Source organism: Dokdonia sp. Asnod2-E02, assembly GCF_045063915.1.
GTDB lineage: Bacteria > Bacteroidota > Bacteroidia > Flavobacteriales > Flavobacteriaceae > Dokdonia.
On the sequence record NZ_JBEFNX010000005.1, the window covers coordinates 3,216,324 to 3,238,384 of the forward strand.

Genomic DNA, 22,061 nt, shown 5'->3' on the forward strand with positions numbered 1-22,061 from the left:
GCTTTTTTATGCGCTTTCGCGAAAGCGTAATTTAATCTCTTACCATATCCTATAGAATTAAAAATAGTTTTACTTTTATTGAAATATCCTAAAACTCGCAACCAAACCATCTATACTGTAAAAAAATATCAATCCGCAGATGTCCAGCGCTGGAACAAATTTGTAGCACAGGCAAAAAATGCAACCTTTCTACACGACCGTTCCTTTATGGAGTATCACAGCGATAGGTTTACAGATTACTCGCTGCTGGTTTACAAGGGTAAAAAACTTGTAGCACTCCTTCCGGCAAATGCAGACGGGAATGATCTATACAGTCATCAGGGATTAACGTATGGTGGTATTTTGCTTTCGCGAAAGCAAAAACTACAAGATGTCATAGCAATTACTCAAGAAATATTAAAGTATGCGCAGCAGCAAGGCTTCATATCTTTATATCTAAAACAGCTTCCCACGTTTTATGCGGTGATGCCCAGTGATGAGTTTGAGTATATCGCACAATTACTTAGTGCTAGCTGTTACAGGGTAGATACTGCGTCTGTGATAAATTACAGGAATAAATTATCCATACAATCTAATCGTATGGAAGGAGTAAAAAAGGCAGAAAGAGCAGGTCTGGTTATAAAAGAGGAAGTAGGTTTTGACAACTTTTGGAGCGAGATACTCGTACCTAACCTAAAGCAAAAACATCAATCACAACCCACACATACCCTAGAGGAAATAAAAAAGCTACAAGCTTCTTTTCCAGAAAACATAAGGCAGTTTAATGTCTACCATAATAATACGATAGTAGGAGGAGCAACTATATTTGAGACTAAAACCACGGCACACGTTCAATATATTTCGGCAGGAGAGAATAAGCAGGAGTTGGGAACCTTAGACCTCTTGTTTTATGAGCTCATAGAGGAAACCTTTGCACATAAAGACTATTTTGATTTTGGTATTTCAAACGAAGAGGGCGGCACAAAACTCAATAGTGGCTTATCTTACTGGAAAGAATGTTTTGGAGCACGTACCCACGTTCACAAATTCTATAAAGTTGCCGTGCAGAATCATTCACTACTTAAAGATGTCTTGATATGATTCCATTTTTAGACTTAAAAACGATAAACGCACCTTATGAAAAGGAGTTTAAAAATAAGTTCGATTCTTTTTTAAAGAAGGGATGGTACATTCTGGGCAACGAGGTGACTGCTTTTCAAAAGGAGTATGCAGCTTACTGTGGCACTCAATTTTGTATAGGTACAGCAAATGGTCTTGACGCCTTGAGGCTCATTCTGGAAGGCTATAAATTACTAGGTAAACTACAAGAGGGAGATGAGGTGCTCGTTGCTAGTAACACCTATATCGCAACCATCATAGGTGTCAAACAAGCGGGATTAATGCCTGTACTTGTTGAGGCAAATCTCGATACATTCAACTTTGATTATAGCGATTTAGAACAGAAGATCACGTCAAAGACAAGAGTGATTATGCCTACACATTTGTATGGCAGACTTACAGATATGGATAGGGTTAACGCTTTCGCGAAAGCGTACAACCTACTCACCGTTACAGATTGTGCACAATCACACGGGGCAATTACAGCTTCTGGTAAGCGCAGTGGCTCTCTGGCAGATGCGAGTGGTCATAGCTTTTACCCCACAAAAAATCTAGGCGCTCTAGGTGATGCAGGAGCAATCACCACAAATGACAAAGCGCTAGCCGAAGTTGTAGAAAAATATAGAAACTACGGCTTTAAAGAGCGCTATGTCGCACAATATACTGGAGTAAATAGCCGCCTCGACGAACTGCAGGCTGCCTTTTTGAGAATAAAACTTAGAGATCTAGACACGCAGAACAGTAAGCGCATTGCTATTGCAAAGCAATATCTTGAAGGGATAAATAATGAACATATTATTTTGCCACAATGGTCTGAGGGTAAGGATCACGTCTGGCATCTATTTGTAGTGCGCTGTGTGCAGAGGGATGCATTACAAGAACATCTCAAGGCAAATGGTATCGCAACGATTATACATTATCCCGTACCGCCACACAAGCAAGAGGCTTTACAAGAGCTTGCATCTATGTCCTTACCGGTTTGCGAGCAGTTGCATAGTGAGGTGCTCAGTTTACCTATCAGTCCATCGCTTGCTAAAACGGAGATTACCCAGATTATAAAAGCCATAAACGACTTTAAATGCTAGGTAAACTACGTAGCGGTATTGCAAATAATCTTTTACTTAAGATTACTTCTTTTAATGCAATAAGTGTGGGCTTACAAATACTGGGAGGTCTTATTACGTCAAAGCTTATCGCTATTTATCTAGGAGAGCGCGGTATGGCATTGCTGGGTTATTTACGCAATTTTATGACCACCACGCAAGCAGCTGGTAATCTAGGTTTGTCTAACGGTATAGTAAAGTATGTTGCCACAGGTGATGAGGAACGTCATCCATTATCAAAGTTACTGTCTACTGCTGTCATCGTGAGTTTGATCGCTACTATAATTGTTTCGACGATTTTATATGTAGGTGCTACTTATTTTAATACTCAGATTTTTGGCGATGGGGCACAGTACACATATGTGTTTAAATGGCTGGCAATAGCACTACCTTTTATAACACTTAACGGAATTTTACTAGCTGTTATTAATGGGCAGTCGGCTTATAAGAAGGTGGTGAAGATTCAAATCTTTTCTAACCTGATAGGTCTTGCCATAACCATCTTAGGCATCATATACTATGGTGTACAAGGAGCACTAGTTGCGCTAGTTGTCAGTCCGGCGGTGATACTAGTGATTACCCTAGTTGCTTTAGGAAAAGAAGGTAGCGTATTGAAAAATGTCTCATTCTCAAAATTTGACAAAGGCGCTTTGCGCAAATTAGGGTCTTACACGCTTATGGCCTTATTCTCTATGATTGTGTTACCGCTTGTATATATCGCGATACGCCGAGAGATAGGGGAGGGAGCTGGTTACTGGGATGCTATGACGCGCGTGTCAGACTACTATTTTAAGTTTGTAGCGACATTAATGACCTTATATATTTTGCCTCAATTATCAAAAGCCAACACAAGCAGTGCTTTTAGAAAAGAGATTTTTGGGTTTTACAAAACCATCTTACCCCTGTTTGGGCTCGGGTTGTTGCTTATTTATTTTTTGCGTTCATTTATTGTTCAGTTATTATTTACTGAAGATTTTATGCCTATGACCTCATTGTTTAAATGGCAGTTGCTAGGGGATTTTTTTAAGGTTGCCTCACTAGTGATAGGATACCAAATTATTGCCAAAAACAATCTCAAATTATTCCTCATTACCGAGGTGATCTCCCTCGCTATAATCTATACTTCTGGAATATACTTTGTGCAAAATTTTGGTGCAGAGGGTGCTACAATGGGACATTGTTTAAGTTATTTTATGCATTTATTGGTATTACTGTTTATCTTTCGGGGACCGCTTTTTACAAAAACGAATGAGTAGCCTAGGTAACATATTGCAATCATTTAGAATCTGGAAGTACAAGTTGCTCTCACAGACTACCTATGTAGACGGTAAACCTATGCTTTATCAACCCGCACAACTTAATGGAAGGGGTGTGATACGCTTTCGCGAAAGCGTACAAATAGGTGTCATTAATTCTCCGTCATTTTATAATACCTATGCTTATATCGAGGCAAGAAAGGAGGGAAGTGAGATTGTTTTTGGGAACAACGTTGCGATAAATAATAATTTTTGCGCCATAGCAAACGAAGGAACGATTGTGATAGGAGACGATACAACCATAGGGCTTAATTGCTCAATTTATAATTGTAATTTTCACAGTCTTGACCCCACCAGACGCCGAAGCGATGCTGGACCAAGTGCCGCAGTAACGATAGGTAAAAACGTTTTTATAGGCAATAATGTAAGCATATGGAAAGGCGTGTCCATAGGTGATAATGCCGTGATTGCTGCTGGAAGCGTTGTGACATCCTCGGTAGCTGCGGGAGTTACATTCTCTTAGTTATGTAGCTTGCCAGACTTTTAGGTATTGCTGGGCGACTTTTGTGTAGTGGTGATGGGTTTTTATAAAGTGATGTGCGTTCTCACTTATCTCTTCAAGAAGCGCAGGTGACGCTATGAGCTTTTCTAGATTTGCCACAATTTCATTTACATCTGGTTTCGCATCTATTGCCACCGTTTTATCTAATTGATATTGTGCTTTAAAATGCGGGCCAGCACCAGTAAAGACCACCTTACCTTTTGCCATAGACTCTAGCGCATTGTAACCTTGATCGTGAGCATAAACTTGATCTAGCACAATATGTGCTTTATTGTAAGCGGTAATATATTCATCATACGGTAGATTTTCTGTGGTGATGATGTTTACCTTCTCGTTGTATTTCTTGCTTATAATTGCAAGCGCTTGCTCAAAAAGGTCATTTCCTTTTTTGTAATAGTTATTTCTATTAATCCCGTGAAAGATGGTAATAGGATACGTAAATGCAATCTCCTGCTTAGGTATCTTATCTATGTTAATAGGGTTTGGGATGAGCCCTTTGTATAAACGATGATTTTTAAGAGGGAAATGATAATCAAGATCTGTAGCAATCACACCATCTACAAGCTTATATAGTGCCGTGTGTAATTTTTTATAAGCGGGTGTTAGGTACTTGAGCGCTGGGGCAAACGATGTTTTTGTGAGTTTACCCTCCATATAAGGTGTGGCAATTGTGTATGGCAATTCGTCTGTAAAAGCGTGGGTAACACTTATGTGATCTGTACCGCACGAGAGGAGAAAGAGTTTTTTATTATGCGCTTTGAGATACTGAGCTATCTCAAGTTCTAATGATGGTGTGGTGTTAAAACTAGACTCGTTAATAAGTTGCACCACGTCATAACCAGAAAGTTGAGGTTTTAATTTTGTAAAGTGGTTACGCAGTGATTTTTCTGAAATATCAATGCCGGTCATTTTAAGAATGCTCAGTTTTAGCTTCTTTTTCCAGCCAGAGGTATAACCTCTTTCTAGCGTGATGTCTACGGGAAATTTTTTAAAACCATCGCCAGAACCCACAAGGGTAACCTCGTGACCTAATGCGGTGAGACCTTCTTTGAGAGAATTATGAAGTCGGCTGTATTCGCCTACGAGTAAGATGCGCATTGATTATATTTGGTAAACAAAAACTCCTTCTGTTGCCGAAAGATACTCATAAAAAAATTGCACTTGTTACAATCTCCCTATCTGGGGGTGGTGCAGAGCGGTCTACGGCATTTTTATCACAAGTACTCACAGGTCTTGGGCATACGGTACATATCATCTGTATAAGAGATGGGGTTTCTTATCCCTATGAAGGCATATTATTTAATCTAGGAGCAGATAAGCGTGAGGACGACGGCCTAGTTACAAAGTATAAGCACCTCAAAAGACTAAAGAATTACTTACATAATGAGCAGTTTGATCTTGTTATAGATAGCAGGTCTCGATCTTCTGCTTTAAAAGAATGGGTATATACAAAGTACATTTATAAAACTCAAAGAGTTCTTTATGTGGTGCGAAGTGCTCGATTAGAAACATATTTTCCAGCACCAGATATGCTTGCGAAATGGTTTTATGGTAAGAGTCATTTTGTAGGAGTTTCAAAAAGTATAGCTGCAAAAATTAAAGCGAGATATGGCTTTAAGCATATTCATCAGGTGTATAACCCTATCCCAAAAATGATTTTTGGCGAGAGCAATGTAAGCCTTCCAGAGACATATGTTTTAGGGTATGGACGGCTGGTAGATGATGTGAAGAACTTTAGTTTGATGATTTCCGCTTTCGCGAAAGCGAACTTAAAACTACCTCTCGTGATTATGGGAGATGGTCCAGATGCCAAAAAGCTAGCAACACTCTCAAAATCTCTGGGAATAAATGATAAAGTTATTTTTATAGGGCATCAATCTAATCCCGCACCCGTAGTGGAGCGAGCCTTGTGCACCTTACTCACTAGTCATTACGAAGGCTTCCCAATGGTACTTGTAGAGTCACTAGCGCTAGGTACTCCGGTTATAAGTGTGGATTGTGACTCAGGACCAAAAGAGATTGTGCAAAACGGTATAAACGGTATGCTAGTCGCAAACTACGATGAGGTGGCTTTAAGTACCGCCATTCGTACATTTGTGCTAGATGGCGAGCTTGCCAGTAGATGTCAAAAAAATGCGCAAGAAAGTGTAAAACATCTAGCCGCAGAACACATTGCTCTAGACTGGAAAAAATTACTAGATAGCTTATGAAAAACCTTATAGAAATACCAAGAATTACAGACCCTAGAGGTAATCTAGCCGTGATAGAAAAAGAGGTGCTACCTTATGCTATAAAGCGTGTGTATTATCTTCACGATGTGCCTAGTGGAGCATATAGAGGAGGTCACGCTCATAAGGAGTGTAAGGAGTTGCTCATTGCTGTAAATGGGAGTTTTGAAGTAGTGCTTGATAATGGAAAAGAAAAGGAGCGTGTAATGCTTAATAAGCCTAATCAAGGCTTGCTTATTGATGTAAATATCTGGCGAGAGTTAGAAAACTTTTCTTCTGGAGCAGTATGTCTCGTGCTGGCATCTCACGAGTATGATGAAGATGACTATATACGTAACTATGAGAATTACAAATCCCTAAAAAGCTGAGAGTTTGAGTCCAGCCCTTTCAAGCAAGCTTTGACTCTTAAAAGCAAGACGTAAGGCGTAGGTGGGTAGACTTAATAAAAACCGTTGTTTATTATTAAGGTTATTTATATCAAGATGCTCTAGATAAGTGTTTACTTCTTTCTCTTGACCCCAAAGTCGCGCTCTTATGATGAGCGAGTACCTATTGAGATCTATGAATCTTTTGAGTCCGTGGTTTGTTTTTTCTTCTTTTAAATATGCTAGATAGTCTGGTCTATCTTTTACAGAACGAGTTCCTTTATAAAGGCTTTGTGGCGCATAGCGATAGGTTGCACACGCTTTTGTGCTAAAGGCTATTCTATATTGTAAACCTATGCGTATCCACAAGTCGGTATCTTGACCGCTTTTTATCTTTTCATTAAAATAGCCTACATCCTCACATACAGAACGGTGAAAAACTGTTGAGCTGCTTGTAAGAAGTGTGTTTTTATAACTGCTTGTAAAGTAATCAAGGTCTAGAAAAGGTTTGTTGTCTGGGTTTTCAAAGCTATAACTGTTAGGTCTTGTTGAGTTTTTATATTCCTTAAGCACGGCTGTTGCAAATGCGTAGTGCTCGGGATATACATTAATAAGAGCTGTGATTTCCGCTAGGTAGGAGGGAGCCCATAAATCATCACCATCTAGCAGTGCGATAAACAATCCTCTGGCAGATTTTATACCTATGTTGCGTGCAGCGCCTGCTCCTACATTTTCTGCAAGCGGGAGATATGTAATTTTTTCTGAGGCTATGGATTTTATGACAGCATCACTACCATCTGTAGAGCCATCGTTTACTACTATAATCTCAAAGTCTTGAATGCTTTGCTTTAGTACACTCTCTATGGTCTCCTTTACAAAAGAGGCTTTGTTATATACTGTAATGACCACAGAGAATTTAGGCATTTTTTCGACTTTTTATATAGTAGTTGAGCCTGAATAAGTCAAACAGAAATAACGACGGTCTATTGCTCACGATGTTGTTCTGTATACCTAATTTAAAGAGGCTAAAAATTGTAGGGTATACAAAGTCTAGACGGAGTTTTCTTAATTTTTGATAAGCTTGTTGTAATGATATGAAGTCTCGGCTTATACTCCCGTTATGCTCATAATGTATGAGTGTGTCAATAGCCTGTAGTGACTTGTCTAGAAATATCAAATTCTCTTCAAGACCCGTATGTACAATAGGATTATCTATGTGTAATACGTTGATTTTTTGATGATAAATCTGGTAAGAGAATATATTGTCAAGTCCGTAGCGCCTGCTTTCTACAATGTTTAGACTAAAGAATACTTCTTTTTTTACAAGTATATTTTGAGAGATAATATACGATGGGTTTTCCATTCGTATTTTGGCATTTTTTGCCTCTCGTTTTATACCGTATTTCCAGCGTAGCTCTTTATTTTTTGGTGGTACGTCTATATATGAAGTACCACCTACTATGATAGAGTCGCCGCTTGGTAATGCTGTCAGGTAGTTTTTGATAAATTGATCATTCTCAATGAGAACATCTGCATCAAGAAAGAGAAGCCAGTCATACTGTGCGTTTTTGGCAAGCTTTGACCGTGTGGCTGTTCTTCCTAGGTTGGTTTTATTTATAAGTGCGCATACGTTGGGTAGTGCGGTAAGTGCACTATTTTGCTCTTGGTATAAGGTTGAGGCATCCTCACAAAAAATAAGTTCATAGACTACTCCTGCCTCTCGTGTCTGATCAAGAAGTGATGTGACGAGTGCAGTGATGTCTGTATTATATGTCGGGATAAGAATGGAAAGCATACCTGCAAACGAAAATACAATATTAAGATGATGTATACCTACGCTTATAAAAACGGTAGCCGGTAGCTTGTCTTGGTAAAAAGATTATACTGTCTTCTGTACAACCTCAAAAACCTTGTTACCGTCACACTTTAATGTCTTAGAAGGGTATTTAAGTAAAAGTGCATAGTCGTGTGTTGCCATAAGGATGGTATTGCCGTTTTTATTAATCTCCTGCAATACTTCCATAACCTCTACACTTGTTTGTGGGTCTAGGTTACCTGTAGGCTCATCTGCCAGAATAAGTTCTGGGTCATTGAGCAAAGCACGAGCAATGGCGATACGTTGTTGCTCACCTCCAGATAGCTGATAAGGATATTTAAAACCTTTACTTTTCATCCCTACTTTATCCAGAACGGCATCTATTTTTGCCTCCATAGCTGTTTTGTCTTTCCAGCCGGTAGCCTTGAGTACAAATTTTAAATTATCTATTACCGTACGGTCATTAAGCAATTTGAAATCTTGAAAAACAACACCTAGTTTACGGCGTAAGAAAGGAATATTTTTTTCTTTAAGTCCGTTAAGGTCTACGCCTACTATGTTTCCTTTGCCCTCTGTGAGCGGGAGGTCACCGTAAAGCGTTTTCATAAAACTACTTTTTCCAGATCCCGTTTTACCTATGAGGTACACAAAGTCACCTGGCTCTATGGTAACATTTACTTCAGAGAGAATGAGGTTTTCTCGTTGGTAAATTGCGGCGTGTGATAATTGAAGTACGGGTTGTGACATAAGTTTTGATCTGAGTTTCAAAGTAACGGAATTTAGATGAAAGTGTTTTATGACCTTCTAAAAATTTCTTTAAGTATCTCAGTTATATGATGCTCAGCGCTATTTTGAGCTCTTAAACAAGATTGTTAAAAACCCTTTTTACAACTTCACATAATTAACAAAGATTTAGGTCGTTATCTTACTGTAAGAAAGATAACTTTGAACAGGCTAGAAAAGGGCGTTTTTACGCTTTCGCGAAAGCGTAATTCTTCCCACATAACATCAATAAAACAACTCATAACTATGCACAAAATCAAGTATGTACTTGTTGCATTATTTTTATACACCAGTATTGCGGTAGGGCAACAATCTGCAATTTATACAAATGACCTCGCTCAGTTTAATAAGGCACTGTCGTTATACAATAGCAAGCAGTACCTAGCATCTCAAACACTTTTTGAAGAAGTAAAAGCACAAACTGATGATACAACAGTACAAGGTGACTGTGCTTATTATATTGCAAATGCCGCTGTGAGACTTAACCAGCAGGGAGCAGATAACTTGATGCTTGCTTTTGTGACAGAGTACCCTACAAGTACAAAACGCAATAGTGCTTTTCTAGACGTAGCGCAGTATTATTTTGAAAATGGCAAGTTTGCTTATGCACGTAAATGGTATGATCGTGTAGATGAGTCAACACTCACAGAGGGAGAGAAGGAGACTTTTTACTTTAATAATGGGTATGCTTATTTTAAGAGTAAGCGTTTTGACGAAGCAAAAAAATACTTAAATCGTGTGCGCGATTCTCAAAAATACGGGGCACAGGCTAAGTATTATATCGGTTTTATGGCATATGAGGGGGATGACTATGAGCAGGCAAATGAACTTTTTGATGAGGTAGAAGCAGAGAGTGGTGGTGCATATAATGAAGACCTTGCCTATTTTAAAGCAGACCTCAATTTTAAACTAGGAAAATTTGATCAAGCCATCTCAGAAGGTAAATCTCAGCTCGCAAATGCAAACCCAAAAGAGAAGTCTGAGCTTAACAAAATAATAGGTGAGAGTTACTTTAACCAGAATAAATACAGCGAGGCATTACCATATCTTAGAGAGTATAAAGGTAAACGAGGCAAGTGGAATAATACAGATTACTACCAGCTAGGATATGCTTATTACAAGCAAGGAGATTATGCGAGTGCCGTAAATGAGTTTAATAAAATTATAGACGGTAATAACAGCGTTGCACAAAATGCTTACTATCATCTTGCACAATCGTACATAAAGCTTGATAAAAAACAAGAGGCACTTAACGCATTTAAAAATGCGAGTGAGATGGACTATAATGAGACTATAAAAGAAGACAGTGGTCTCAATTATGCAAAGCTTAGCTATGAGATAGGTAATGCATATAAGCCTACACCTACTGTTATAGCAGACTATATGGAGGCGTATCCAAAATCTCTGGCAAAAAGCGAGTTAGAGTCATTACTCATAGATTCTTACATCACCTCAAAAAACTATAAGGAGGCAATGCAATTACTTGAGAGCAATAATAGCTTTGATAATAAGACAGCTTACCAGAAGGTAGCCTTCTTATATGGGCTTGATTTATATAACGAAGGAAAATTTCCAGAGGCTAGCGCAGCCTTTACAAAGTCGCTTAAAGAACCACAAGATCCATTATACGTTACAAGAGCAACCTACTGGAAAGCAGAGAGCGATTATATTGCAAATGATTTTAAGGAAGCCATCATAGGGTACAAACAGTTTTTAGGGAGCAGTAATGCTGCCAGTACTCCAGAATATGGTGATATAAACTACAACCTGGCCTACGCATATTTTTCTGATAAGAATTATGAGCAAGCAGCCAGCTATTTTGAAAATTATACAAAAGGAAATGTACAAGATAGAACACGACTTAACGACGCCTTTCTTCGTCTGGGAGATAGTCGCTTTATAAGCAGTAAGTACTGGCCAGCGCTAGAGGCATACAATAGTGCGATTGCTCTTAATGAGACAGATCAAGATTATGCGACTTTTCAAAAGTCTATGAGCTACGGTTTTATAAAAAAGAATAGTGACAAGATAGCGGGTCTTAAAAGTTTTGCAACTAAGTTTCCGAGATCTACCTATCGTGATGACGCTTTATACGAGCTAGGTAATATGTATGTCTCACAAAATAATAATGACCAGGCCATTGCGGCTTATGATAAACTTGTAAGGGATCTACCGGGAAGCTCATACGTGTCAAAAGCACTGCTCAAAAAAGCACTTATTCTTGATAATAACAACAACTCAGATGAGGCGTTGCGTATACTACGTGGCGTTGCAGCAGATTATCCTGGTACGCCAGAAGCACTACAAGCAGTGACTACTGCAAAGCTTATTTATATAGACCTAGGTCGTGTAGATGAGTACGGCCAGTGGGTGAGCACGCTAGATTTTATAGATGTTGAAGATGCAGAACTAGATGATGCTGCATATGCCTCTGCAGAGAAGCAGTATGTAGAAAATAATATAAACCAGGCATCACGACTCTTTGAGGAGTACCTTACTAATTATCCTAATGGTCAGCACGCGTTACAAGCTCATTTTTATGTGGGTCAGATCGCTTTCGCGAAAGCGGAATACCAACAAACCATACCACACTACAAGTTTGTAATAGACAAAGAGCGTAGCGAGTTTACAGAGCAGGCACTGGCAAGACTGGGACAAGTATACCTTACTGCCGAAAATTATGTAGAAGCCATCCCAGTATTACAACGACTAGAAACAGAAGCAGACTTCCCACAAAACATCATTTTTGCACAATCTAACCTTATGAAATCATACTATGAGGGAGATGATTATAATCAAGCGGTAATCTATGCTACAAAAGTGCTAGCAAACTCAAAAATAGACAACACTGTAAAAAGTGATGCTCAAATTATCATTGCACGTTCTTCTATAAAAACTGGAGATGAGGTAAGAGCAAAAACAGCCTATGCAGAGGTGCAAAAAATTGCAACAGGTTCTCTAGCGGCAGAGGCTTTGTATTATGATGCTTATTTTAAAAATAAAGCAACAAGCTATGAAGCGTCTAACGTTGCTGTTCAAAAACTAGCAAAAGATTATAGTGGTTACAAAGAGTATGGAGCAAAGGGTCTTGTTCTTATGGCAAAAAACTTTTATGCGCTAGGTGATGCTTATCAAGCTACTTATATACTTGAGAGTGTAATCACAAACTTTGCAGATTATCCAGAAACGGTAGAAGAAGCACAAACGCAGCTTGCTATTATAAAAGAGGCAGAGGCAAGAACAAATGCTTCTGTAGAGAAAGGATAATAGTAGTAGTACAATATATATTTAAACACGTTAGTCTAACAACGTAAAAAGTAAAACACATTTTATGAATAGTTCATTTCATACATCATATAAACTTATAGTTGCTGTGATAGCACTTCTAGCTGTGCAAGTAAGTTATGCTCAAGAAGAAGAGTCTACTATAGGTACAGAAGTGGTAAATGTGGTAAAGGCATACACGCCTACCATACGCGACGCTTTTAAGGTAAAAGCTACTCCGCAGCTTAACGACTCCATTACTACAGCAAAGAAAAAAGTGACTTACAGTATCTTTTCTGTACCTGTAGCGAGTACGTTTACACCAGCAAAAGGTAAGGCGGCTGTTGTAAAAAAAGCAAAAAAAGAAAAGTTATATGATAACTACGCAACCTTAGGTTTTGGGAGTTTTACATCTGTACTAGCAGAGTTTTACAGCAATTTCCAAATAAGCCGTACAGAAGATTTTGGAGTATTTTTAAATCATAACTCTTCACAAGGAGGTATAGATGGTACTGTGGTAGACGATTTCTTTTACGATAGTCGTCTCAATCTCAATTATGGAGCAAGAGAGCGTGATCTTACTTGGCGCGCAGATCTAGATGCAAAGCATCAAGTGTATAACTGGTATGGTATACCGGAGGAACTTAAGGAATTGCAAGGCCCAGCAGATGGTCCTTTATTTACAGAAGATTTTGATGTAACACATTCATATCTCACAGCTGGTCTTAATGGTTCTATAAGTCTTAAAGATTCTTTCTTTAAGGAGGCTACGGGAATGGTGCGTTATTTTGGTGATGACCTAGAGAGTACAGAGCTTAGAGCAGTGGTAGCACCTACGGTTGAGTTTCCTATAGCGGGTGAGTTAATTACAACAAAACTGTCTGTAGATTACCTGAGTGGTTCTTTTGCAAATAGCTTTGGTACAACTGGGACAGAGATTAACTATAGCTTTTTAAACGCAGGTATTAACCCAAGTCTAGTAATTCTAAGAGATGACTTAGAGGTAAAACTAGGGGTAGAAGGTGTTGTATCTCTTGATACAGAAAATAGTGAGACAGACTTCTTTATTTACCCAAAAATCGCTGCATCTTATAGAGTAGCGGGCGATTACTTCATTGCTTATGGGGGACTTGAAGGAGGTCTTATACAGAATAACTACCACGACTTTGCTCAAGAAAACCCTTTTATATCACCTACACTTATAGTAGCCCCTACAAATAAGCAGTATGATGGATTTTTAGGTATGAAAGGAAAACTCTCTGAAGCCCTAAGTTATAACTTACGTGCTAGCTATGCATCAGAGAGTGGGAAGGCGCTATACCAGCATAACCCTTACTCGCAGAGTGGTAACAACTTTGGGCAAAATGGCTATGAGAATGGAAACTCCTTTGGTATCGTCTATGATGATGTTAATACATTAGGTGTTTTTGCAGAGCTTAACTTTGATGTAAATGCAAATTTTAAAATGAAGCTTAACGGGCAGTTTAACTCATATACTACAGATACAGAAGCAGAGGCTTGGAACCTTCCAGACCTACAAGCGTCATTATTTGCAGATTATCAGATTACAGAGCAATGGTTTGCTGGAGTAAACTTATTTTTTACAGGAGAGCGTCAGGATCTTGTATTTAGTCAAGACCCGGCAGATATATTAACGCCTAGCTCTATAGAAACATTAGAGAGCTATTTTGATGCAAATGCGCACGTAGGTTATCGCTTTAATAATCGTCTATCTGCCTTTGCTAGAGTTAATAACATACTAGATAGTAACTACCAGAAGTGGCTTAATTATGAAGTGCAAGGACTTCAAGGTATGGTAGGTGCTACTTATAAGTTTGATTTTTAGTAAAAATAACACCCATCACAAAGCAACCTTTCTCTAGTACCTGCATCCTTTATGTAAACCCTATATAATGAAAAGAATGTTAGGCATTGTTGCCTTGTTTATAGCTACTATTTCTTGCAGTTCTGATTTAGATTCTGCTAGTCTTTCAGATTGTAGTCTTGTAGATTGTGCATCTGGTAATTTACTATTACAATTTTTAGATAGTGAGACAGAAGAAGATGTGTTTTTTAACGGCACTTATAATCTTGAAGATGTAGTTATAACAGATCTAGAAACTAATGAGGATTTTGTATTCTTTACAGGTACCTCTCAAGAGTTTGAAACTGCACAAATAGCGCTTAATACATTTTTTGAAAGTCGTAACAATGTGATGCTTCGTATAGCCGTGCCAGATGGCTTTGAGACTACCTTATCATTTGATGTGACATTTATAGAGGGAGAATGTTGTAATGTAAATAATTATACAGACGTATCATTTACAAATGTGACTAGCGTAGATGATAGTGATGGAGATCTCATATATAAAGTATTCTTATAAAACACTTAGGTATGAAAAAGCTACTTGTTCTTATCATATTAAGTTTGTCACTAGTTACTTGCGAATCAGATGATCTAGATTGTGCAAACGTACTCTGTGCGCCAGGCCCAGCGATGGTAATAACCTTTTTTGATGCCGAAACTGGAGAGCAATTATATACAGATACAGATGGAGAAGCTCCAGAGGAATTTACTGTTACCGTACAAAATGACTTAGAGCTTTTATATAACCAAGGTTATGTTTTTCAAGATGGAGAGCTTGTCATATATGTTTTTCCAGAGATGGCTACTATCGTTCAAGAAAGTTTTTTTGATGTGACAATAAATGCAACAGTACAGACACAAGAATCTTCAGGGTGTTGCCCAGATTATAGCATAAGTAACATTAATGCTACAGGTGGAGATCTCACTGTAACACAATCACCAGAGTTGAGGTTGCGCATAGATTTTTAGAAAAAAATCGAAACTAAAAAACAAGAGGTTTTGTACATTAGTGCAAAACCTTTTTTCTTTTGAATAAAACTTGGCACTGCGAGCTCTGTAACCACCAGCGTAAAAACCTAAAAGAAGGTTCTATTTGCAATCTTACAAAGCGAAAACCAGCCTTTAATCGTACCTGCTCAAAAAAGCTGTTTTCTACAAAATTTAAAAACCAACTTAGAGAAGTAAACGTTATTTATGAACACGCTATAAAAGATAAATGGTGGAACTACAGCTATACTATAATATTTGGCTTGCTAGGTGTGGGAGTCACTTGTTTGGCTGCTTATTCTATAGTTTACATAAATGATCTTAATAATTCATTTCATTCATCAAGCTCTTATAGTTTAAGAATATACTTAATACCATTTATAATTTTTGGAATTGCCCTTAAGATTTTATCACAAGCAATAGGGATGTACAATATGTACGTATTAAAATCTCGAGAGGCAAAACTTAAAAAAGATCGGGTAGATGCCGTGCTTGCTTTATATGGTATCACCTATGATATAGACGTACAACTACACTCTAATTATAGGTTTCCTCAAGATGCTCAAGTAGATTTACAAATTAATAATCTTAGGTAATCACTTATAACTTCTCTTTCGTATTTTTATGCTTTAAACCATATTTTGATGCGTAAACTTTTATTTTCTTTATCAGTTCTTAGTCTTTTCATTTCTTGCGATAACAAGCAGGAGGCAGACCTTATTGTCACAAATGCAAATGTGTATACGGTTAATGACGCTTTCGCGAAAGCGGAATCCTTTGCCGTAAAAGATGGAAAGTTTATTGCCGTAGGAAGCACAGCAGATATAACAGCACAATATCAAGCCACCGAAACTATAGACGCTACAGGTAAAACCGTTTTACCAGGTCTTATAGACGGGCACTGTCACTTTTATGGACTGGGGCAAAACCTACAAATTGCAGACCTCGTAGGTACCCAAAGTTATGATGAGGTTATAGAAAAGGTAACCGCTTTTGCCAAAGCAAATCCAGAAGCAACCGTTATACGAGGAAGAGGTTGGGATCAAAACGACTGGGCGGTAAAAGAATTTCCTACTAAAGATAAGCTTGATGCTCTTTTTCCAGACACACCAGTGGTACTAGAGCGTGTAGATGGTCACGCATACCTTGTAAACCAGAAAGCGCTCGATCTTGCAAAAATAGATAACACCACAAAGGTAAGTGGTGGAGAGATTGTACTGGTAGATGGTAAAGTGACTGGCGTACTTATAGATAACCCACAAACGCTTGTAGATGCCGTAATGCCACAAGCCAGCGTTGCCGAAAATGCTCAAGTATTACTAGAGGCGCAAGAACTTTGTTTTTCTTACGGGCTTACTACGGTAAATGACGCGGGTCTTAATAAAGATATAGTAGAGCTTATAGACAGCTTGCAACAGCAGGGAGACTTAAAAATGCGCATCTACGCGATGTTGTCTAACAATAAAGAAAACCTAGATCACTACTTAAGCTCTGGTAAGATTAAAACAGATCGTCTTAATGTGCGTTCTGTAAAGGTGTATGGTGATGGTGCTTTAGGATCTAGAGGTGCTGCGATGCGAGAGTCATATAGTGATAAAAAAGGTCACTTTGGGGCAATGGTAACACCAGTAGATGAAATTAATGAACTTGCAGAGCGTATCGCTGCTGCAGACTTCCAGATGAATACGCACGCCATAGGTGATAGTGCAAACGTGGTTGTACTACGAGCATACGATAAGGTTCTTACTTCAAAAAAAGATCCACGCTGGAAGGTAGAGCACGCTCAAGTAGTGTCTACAGAAGATTTTGATGTTTTTAGTGATAAAATTTTACCTTCTGTACAGCCTACGCACGCGACAAGTGATATGTACTGGGCAGAAGATAGAGTAGGAGCAGAACGTATAAAAGGCGCTTATGCTTATAAAGACCTACTTAAACAATCTGGGCTTGTTATTTTAGGAACAGATTTTCCGGTAGAGCAGGTGTCACCTTTCTACACATTTTATGCAGCAGTGGCTCGTAAAGATTTAAAACAATATCCAGAAGGAGGCTACCAGATGGAAAATGCATTGTCTAGAGAAGAAACCTTAAAAGGAATGACTGTATGGGCAGCCTACTCAAACTTTGAAGAAGCAGAAAAAGGAAGTATCGAGTCAGGTAAGTTTGCAGACTTTATCATTATGGATCAAGATATTATGACCGTAGATGAAGATGCAATACCTAATCTTGAAGTGGGTGCAACATACGTAAATGGCGAAAACGTTTACAACAAGCTATAATGAAGTCACAACAAGATCACCTCATTGAGCTTGCTCATTACAGAATGCCTTTTGGGAAATATAAGGGTAAATACTTGGTAGACCTGCCTGAGTCCTATTACGTATGGTTTAGGCAACAAGGTTTTCCAGAAGGGAAGCTAGGTAGGTTGTTACAAGAAATGATGGAAATAAAAGTTAATGGACTAGAGCCTATGGTGCGTAAAATACAGCGCGGTTTCCCTAAGCCTATTAACTTGAGCTAGCTTAAAACCCTTTGTGTATTATAAAAATAGCAGGTCTTTTATGTAGGTCTGGCGCATTAGATTTCCAGAAAGAAGCACTTTTTGTGATAATATACTCTGTAGGTAAGGTGATATCACAGGCTATACAAACTTGTGTGTCTGGGTGTACTGTAGCACAAATGTCTTCTAGCATTTTATTATTACGATACGGTGTCTCTATGAAAAGTTGCGTCTGGCTGTGCTCAAATGAGAGACGTTCTAGTCTTTTAAGCTCTTGTTTGCGCTCTTTTTGATCAATGGGTAGGTAGCCGTTAAAGGCAAAGTTTTGTCCATTCATACCACTACTCATCATTGCCATAAGTATAGAAGACGGCCCTACTAGTGGCACTACTTGTATTCCTTTTTGATGGGCTATTTTTACCACTTCTGCACCGGGATCTGCAACCCCAGGAACGCCAGCCTCAGAGAGTAAACCTACAGACTCACCTTGTAAACAAGGCTCTAAGTATGAAGGTATCTCAGATACGTCTGTGTATTTATTGAGTTGAAATAGCGTGAGTGACGGCTGTGACTTGCTAGGCGAGATAGCCTTAATAGAACGACGTGCCGTTTTTTCATTTTCTACTATATACGTATCTATAAGTTCTACCACTTTCTTTACAGAGATAGGCATCACCTCTAGAGCACTTGTATCGCCTAGAGTAGTAGGTATGAGATATAATTTTCCGGTAGTTGTAAATGTGCTCATAGATAAGTCTACGGTCAGTCATATGGTTGGGGAGCTGATCGTGATAGACGCAATATAAATAGCTTTACCTAGATGCACAACCTTAAGCGCATATTCTATTGCTGCTCACAAAGAAGATTTATTACTGCAGCTGTCCTACAATCTCTTCACAGGCTTGGTCTAGCATCTCATAAACTCTTTCAAAATCTTCTTGCATACCATTATAAGGATCTGGAACATCTACCTTCTCACCGGGAAAAACGGTGTCCAAAATCATTATAACCTTTCGGCGTTCCTCATCTGTACTGGCAAGCGCTAGTACATCTTCTAGGTTGTTTTGATCCATCACATAGATATGGTCAAATTTTTTAAAATCGCTCTTTGCTATTTGCCTCCCTTTTAACTGTGAGATGTCTATACCATTATCTCTAGCTACTTTTATGCTTCTAGCATCTGGAGCATTTCCTACGTGCCAGTCACCAGTACCGGCAGAGTCTATTGTAAATTGCTCGCTATCTAGTTTGTTACGTAAGATACCTTCGGCTAGGGGAGACCTACATATATTACCTAGGCACACCATAAGGATATTTGTTTTTGACATCTGTAAAATTTTGAGCCGAAAGATAATTATTTTGAGTGCGCTTTCGCGAAAGCGTACCTTGTTTTATAAAAAATATAAAGCCCCGACTTTGTATAGTCGAGGCTCTATGATTAAGGTTAGTTAGTGTCAAATGTAAGTGAGAGTTTTGTTACTCACCTCTATCTCTTTTTCCTGGGTATGCTATGGTACCGTGCTCTGCCATATCTAATCCTTGCTCTTCTATCTCCTTACTTACACGTAAACCGATAGTTTTCTTGAGTATAAATAGGATAACAAATGATAGCCCTATAGACCAAGCAGCATAAGCAAAAGCTCCTAGAGCTTGAACACCTAGCTGGCCAGCGCCACCACCGTTTAAAAGACCTATGCCTGTGTCTCCATCTATACCCCAAAGACCAATAACAATAGTTCCCCATACACCTACAACACCGTGTACAGAAACAGCACCTACTGCGTCGTCTATTTTAAGTTTTTTCTCAATGATTTCAATAGAGAAAACAACTAAGATTCCTCCAAGAAGTCCTGCTAAAGCTGCTCCACCGGCACTCATATTACCACATCCTGCGGTAATACTTACTAAACCTGCTAGGGCACCATTTAAAGTTTGTGCAAGGTGTGGTTTTCCATACCAGATCCACGTAGTGATGAGGGCACCAAGTCCACCTGCAGCGGCAGATAGGTTTGTAATTAATACCACATTTGAAGCTCCTATGGCATCTGCACCACCCCAAGCGAGTTGTGATCCACCATTAAAACCAAACCATCCTAACCAAAGGATAAATACCCCTAGCGTTGCAAGTACTTGGTTATGTCCTGGAATTTCCAACACTTTTCCATCAACAAATTTTCCAATACGTGGTCCTACTAGTATAGCCGCTACTAAAGCAGCCCATCCACCTACAGAGTGTACAATAGATGATCCAGCAAAGTCTATGAAGCCTAAGTTAGATAACCAGCCTTCTCCTTGCCATTGCCATCCACCGGAAATAGGGTAGATAACTGCTGTCATTATTAAAGAGAATATGATATAGGTAGAGTATTTTGTTCTACCAGCAATCGCTCCAGAAACGATAGTTGCGGCAGTTGCGGCAAACATAGTCTGGAAGAAAAGATCTGCACCTTCACCTTGAAAAAGACCACTCCAGAAAAACCATCCGTTAGAAGTGTCTCCATACATAAGTGAGTATCCTACAATCCAGTAGGTTAAAGAACCTACACAGATGTCTAGTAGGTTTTTCATAGCAATGTTTACAGCATTTTTTGATCTGGTCATCCCAGATTCTACCAGTGTAAAACCAGCTTGCATAAAGAATACGAGTATTCCAGATAAGAGCATCCAGAGCATTCCTAGGTCTCCATTAATCCCTGAGATGGCATTTTCCAAATCTTCAGGGCTCACAGTATCTTGTATTAACAAGAGGTTAGGCATTATTGAGTTTAATAGTTGTAACATAATTAGTAATGAGTAGTTAGTTTATTAAAATTTATATATTCCGGCAATTACAAAAGATGATAAAGAATTGCTAGGATCTTGATCTGTGTCTAAAAATGTGTCTTCACTAGCGCTATCTAGACGAAATTCTGGTTTTATAGTAAGATCTCCTACGCTGTAGCTACCTGTAAGTGTTACTGCCACTACAGAGGCATCACCTTCTAGGTCATAACCTCCTATTGCTCCAGCACCACCTTCACCTTCTGCAAAGTACTCACCACGTAAACCTAAGGTGAATGCGTCAGAAGTTTTGAACTGTGGGTATAGTGCTACGCCATAAAAAGAAGCACCATCTGTATCATTATAAGTTGCGTTAAGACCTAAGAAAAAGTCGTCAGATAAGTCATATCCAGTAGTAAGGTCTACTTGAAAAGTACTTTCTGAGCTACCACCTTGCTTACCGTATAAAAAGTTTAAGTACGTGCTCTTATATCCTAGTTGAGCTCCTAATGTATAGTCGTTATCAAAGTTAAACTCTGTTGCATCTGTCTGGTTAAGTACAGCAAGCATCGCACTAAAATCTTCAGAGAGGGTAAAGTCTGCCTTAATACCCGTGTGAGAAAAAGGACCATAAGAAAACATATACGAGGTAGAGTAGTTGAAGTTTGCAGTAGGTGATATCACCTCATACCCTAAGAAGGTATTAAAGTTACCTAGTGTAAGTTTTACTTTTTCTGAAACGTTCCAGTATACATAAAGTTGGTTTACAATGTTAGAAGAAGGTCCAGAGAGGAAGACTGCTTCTTCACCTCGAGGTCCAAAGACAAGATCTGCCACGGCACCTACTTTTCCGTTTTCACTTTCAAAAGAGCCTATCACATTTGCCATACCTAGTGCAAATCCATTTCGGTTTGCAAAAGATGTGTTTGGAGCGATAGCATCTTCACCATTGGGTCCAGAAATATTTTGTCTAAAATAGACATCGACACTACCTTCTACGGTAAATTTTTTCTTGTCTTCTGTTTCTTCTTGAGCAAACATAAATGTTGTGCTTATGGTTAGTAATAAAAGCGTGCAAATAGATTTCATAAAAATATAATTTTCAGTTGATTTGACGTTAAAAGTATCTTAAAAAAATATTAACATATTAATTTTAAGGGGTTATGTGTAAATTTTTATGATAATTTCAAATTGACCCCCTTAATTTTAGGGGTATCTTAAATAAATACTGTTTTTACTGAATATTTGTTCTTCTCAATTTTCTATTTTCATTAATAAATCGCCTTTTTTAATGTGAATAATTTATAATTTTTAGAAATAGATTGAAATTGCGATAACGTTTTCGCATATTTTAACAAAAATTAAGGTTTGCAAATTCTCAGTTTTGCAAGGCAAAAAATATGTAATTAGAAATTTGACTAGGGTCAAAATGTGATAGTCATAATTATGATTACCATTTTTTGAGACTTCAA

Annotated in this window: 22 protein-coding genes; 13 read left to right on the plus strand and 9 right to left on the minus strand. The window is 38.5% G+C overall.

Features of this window, described 5'->3' with window-relative positions; translation table 11 throughout:
• Positions 1-78: 78 nt before the first annotated feature.
• From ACJJVM_RS14600 to ACJJVM_RS14615, 4 genes are read left to right on the plus strand one after another with little or no spacing between them, the layout of a single operon-like run.
• Positions 79-1,080: a GNAT family N-acetyltransferase gene (locus tag ACJJVM_RS14600; protein WP_405212120.1), complete on the plus strand. Its 1,002-nt coding sequence runs from the start codon at positions 79-81 to the stop codon at positions 1,078-1,080.
• Complete coding sequence (locus ACJJVM_RS14605; protein ID WP_405212121.1) at positions 1,077-2,183, plus strand: DegT/DnrJ/EryC1/StrS family aminotransferase; 1,107 nt, start codon at positions 1,077-1,079, stop codon at positions 2,181-2,183. Before ACJJVM_RS14600 ends, ACJJVM_RS14605 begins: the two co-directional genes overlap by 4 nt.
• Complete coding sequence (locus ACJJVM_RS14610; RefSeq protein ID WP_405212122.1) at positions 2,177-3,457, plus strand: O-antigen translocase; 1,281 nt, start codon at positions 2,177-2,179, stop codon at positions 3,455-3,457. The genes ACJJVM_RS14605 and ACJJVM_RS14610 overlap by 7 nt, the downstream gene beginning before the upstream one ends.
• Positions 3,450-3,980, plus strand: coding sequence for a DapH/DapD/GlmU-related protein (locus ACJJVM_RS14615; RefSeq protein ID WP_405212123.1), 531 nt, complete (start codon positions 3,450-3,452; stop codon positions 3,978-3,980). The genes ACJJVM_RS14610 and ACJJVM_RS14615 overlap by 8 nt, the downstream gene beginning before the upstream one ends.
• Here ACJJVM_RS14615 and ACJJVM_RS14620 read toward each other — a convergent pair whose 3' ends face one another.
• Positions 3,981-5,117, minus strand: a complete 1,137-nt coding sequence (locus ACJJVM_RS14620) for a glycosyltransferase (RefSeq protein WP_405212124.1) — start codon at positions 5,115-5,117, stop codon at positions 3,981-3,983.
• A gap of 32 nt (positions 5,118-5,149) precedes the next feature.
• Here ACJJVM_RS14620 and ACJJVM_RS14625 point away from each other — a divergent pair, with 32 nt between their 5' ends.
• Complete coding sequence (locus tag ACJJVM_RS14625) at positions 5,150-6,229, plus strand: glycosyltransferase (protein ID WP_405212125.1); 1,080 nt, start codon at positions 5,150-5,152, stop codon at positions 6,227-6,229.
• On the plus strand, positions 6,226-6,615 hold the full coding sequence (locus ACJJVM_RS14630; RefSeq protein ID WP_405212126.1) for a sugar 3,4-ketoisomerase: 390 nt from the start codon (positions 6,226-6,228) through the stop codon (positions 6,613-6,615). Before ACJJVM_RS14625 ends, ACJJVM_RS14630 begins: the two co-directional genes overlap by 4 nt.
• On the opposite strand, the gene ACJJVM_RS14635 is transcribed toward ACJJVM_RS14630, so the two are convergent.
• From ACJJVM_RS14635 to ACJJVM_RS14645, 3 genes are all read right to left on the minus strand, one after another.
• Positions 6,604-7,536, minus strand: a complete 933-nt coding sequence (locus ACJJVM_RS14635) for a glycosyltransferase family 2 protein (protein ID WP_405212128.1) — start codon at positions 7,534-7,536, stop codon at positions 6,604-6,606. The two genes, ACJJVM_RS14630 and ACJJVM_RS14635, sit on opposite strands and share 12 nt — an antisense overlap.
• Positions 7,529-8,407, minus strand: a complete 879-nt coding sequence (locus ACJJVM_RS14640; protein ID WP_405212129.1) for a glycosyltransferase family 2 protein — start codon at positions 8,405-8,407, stop codon at positions 7,529-7,531. The genes ACJJVM_RS14635 and ACJJVM_RS14640 overlap by 8 nt, the downstream gene beginning before the upstream one ends.
• 84 nt (positions 8,408-8,491) lie before the next feature.
• Entirely contained in the window at positions 8,492-9,175 is a 684-nt protein-coding gene (locus tag ACJJVM_RS14645; RefSeq protein WP_035329092.1) for a cell division ATP-binding protein FtsE, read from the minus strand.
• A 282-nt stretch (positions 9,176-9,457) separates the two neighbouring features.
• On the opposite strand from ACJJVM_RS14645, the gene ACJJVM_RS14650 reads away from it, so the two are divergent.
• The 7 genes from ACJJVM_RS14650 to ACJJVM_RS14680 all read left to right on the plus strand — a co-directional run bounded on the left by ACJJVM_RS14650 (position 9,458) and on the right by ACJJVM_RS14680 (position 17,850).
• A complete protein-coding gene (locus tag ACJJVM_RS14650) occupies positions 9,458-12,478 on the plus strand; it encodes a tetratricopeptide repeat protein (protein WP_405212219.1) in 3,021 nt (1,006 codons plus the stop codon).
• 64 nt (positions 12,479-12,542) lie between these two features.
• Positions 12,543-14,321, plus strand: a complete 1,779-nt coding sequence (locus tag ACJJVM_RS14655) for a TonB-dependent receptor (RefSeq protein WP_405212130.1) — start codon at positions 12,543-12,545, stop codon at positions 14,319-14,321.
• A gap of 67 nt (positions 14,322-14,388) precedes the next feature.
• Positions 14,389-14,859 carry a hypothetical protein gene (locus ACJJVM_RS14660; RefSeq protein WP_405212132.1) on the plus strand — a complete coding sequence of 157 codons (471 nt, stop codon included), beginning with the start codon at positions 14,389-14,391 and terminating at the stop codon, positions 14,857-14,859.
• Positions 14,860-14,870: 11 nt separating this feature from the next.
• Positions 14,871-15,311 (plus strand): hypothetical protein, encoded by a 441-nt coding sequence (locus ACJJVM_RS14665; RefSeq protein ID WP_405212133.1) that lies wholly within the window; start codon positions 14,871-14,873, stop codon positions 15,309-15,311.
• A 59-nt stretch (positions 15,312-15,370) separates the two neighbouring features.
• Positions 15,371-15,925, plus strand: coding sequence for a hypothetical protein (locus ACJJVM_RS14670; protein ID WP_405212134.1), 555 nt, complete (start codon positions 15,371-15,373; stop codon positions 15,923-15,925).
• A gap of 48 nt (positions 15,926-15,973) precedes the next feature.
• A complete protein-coding gene (locus ACJJVM_RS14675; protein WP_405212136.1) occupies positions 15,974-17,608 on the plus strand; it encodes an amidohydrolase in 1,635 nt (544 codons plus the stop codon).
• Entirely contained in the window at positions 17,608-17,850 is a 243-nt protein-coding gene (locus tag ACJJVM_RS14680) for a DUF3820 family protein (protein WP_298354322.1), read from the plus strand. Before ACJJVM_RS14675 ends, ACJJVM_RS14680 begins: the two co-directional genes overlap by 1 nt.
• A gap of 1 nt (position 17,851) precedes the next feature.
• Here the strand turns inward: ACJJVM_RS14680 and ACJJVM_RS14685 are convergent, their stop codons facing one another.
• The 5 genes from ACJJVM_RS14685 to ACJJVM_RS14705 all read right to left on the minus strand — a co-directional run bounded on the left by ACJJVM_RS14685 (position 17,852) and on the right by ACJJVM_RS14705 (position 21,678).
• Positions 17,852-18,577 carry an SAM-dependent methyltransferase gene (locus ACJJVM_RS14685; protein ID WP_299151183.1) on the minus strand — a complete coding sequence of 242 codons (726 nt, stop codon included), beginning with the start codon at positions 18,575-18,577 and terminating at the stop codon, positions 17,852-17,854.
• 121 nt (positions 18,578-18,698) lie between these two features.
• Positions 18,699-19,157: a low molecular weight protein-tyrosine-phosphatase gene (locus ACJJVM_RS14690; protein WP_405212137.1), complete on the minus strand. Its 459-nt coding sequence runs from the start codon at positions 19,155-19,157 to the stop codon at positions 18,699-18,701.
• Entirely contained in the window at positions 19,120-19,287 is a 168-nt protein-coding gene (locus ACJJVM_RS14695; protein ID WP_405212138.1) for a hypothetical protein, read from the minus strand. Before ACJJVM_RS14695 ends, ACJJVM_RS14690 begins: the two co-directional genes overlap by 38 nt.
• An 18-nt stretch (positions 19,288-19,305) precedes the next feature.
• Positions 19,306-20,610, minus strand: a complete 1,305-nt coding sequence (locus tag ACJJVM_RS14700; RefSeq protein ID WP_405212139.1) for an ammonium transporter — start codon at positions 20,608-20,610, stop codon at positions 19,306-19,308.
• A gap of 24 nt (positions 20,611-20,634) precedes the next feature.
• The gene (locus ACJJVM_RS14705) at positions 20,635-21,678 is read right to left on the minus strand and encodes a porin (RefSeq protein ID WP_298354313.1); all 1,044 of its coding nucleotides are present in this window, start codon (positions 21,676-21,678) and stop codon (positions 20,635-20,637) included.
• Between the last annotated feature and the right edge of the window lie 383 nt (positions 21,679-22,061).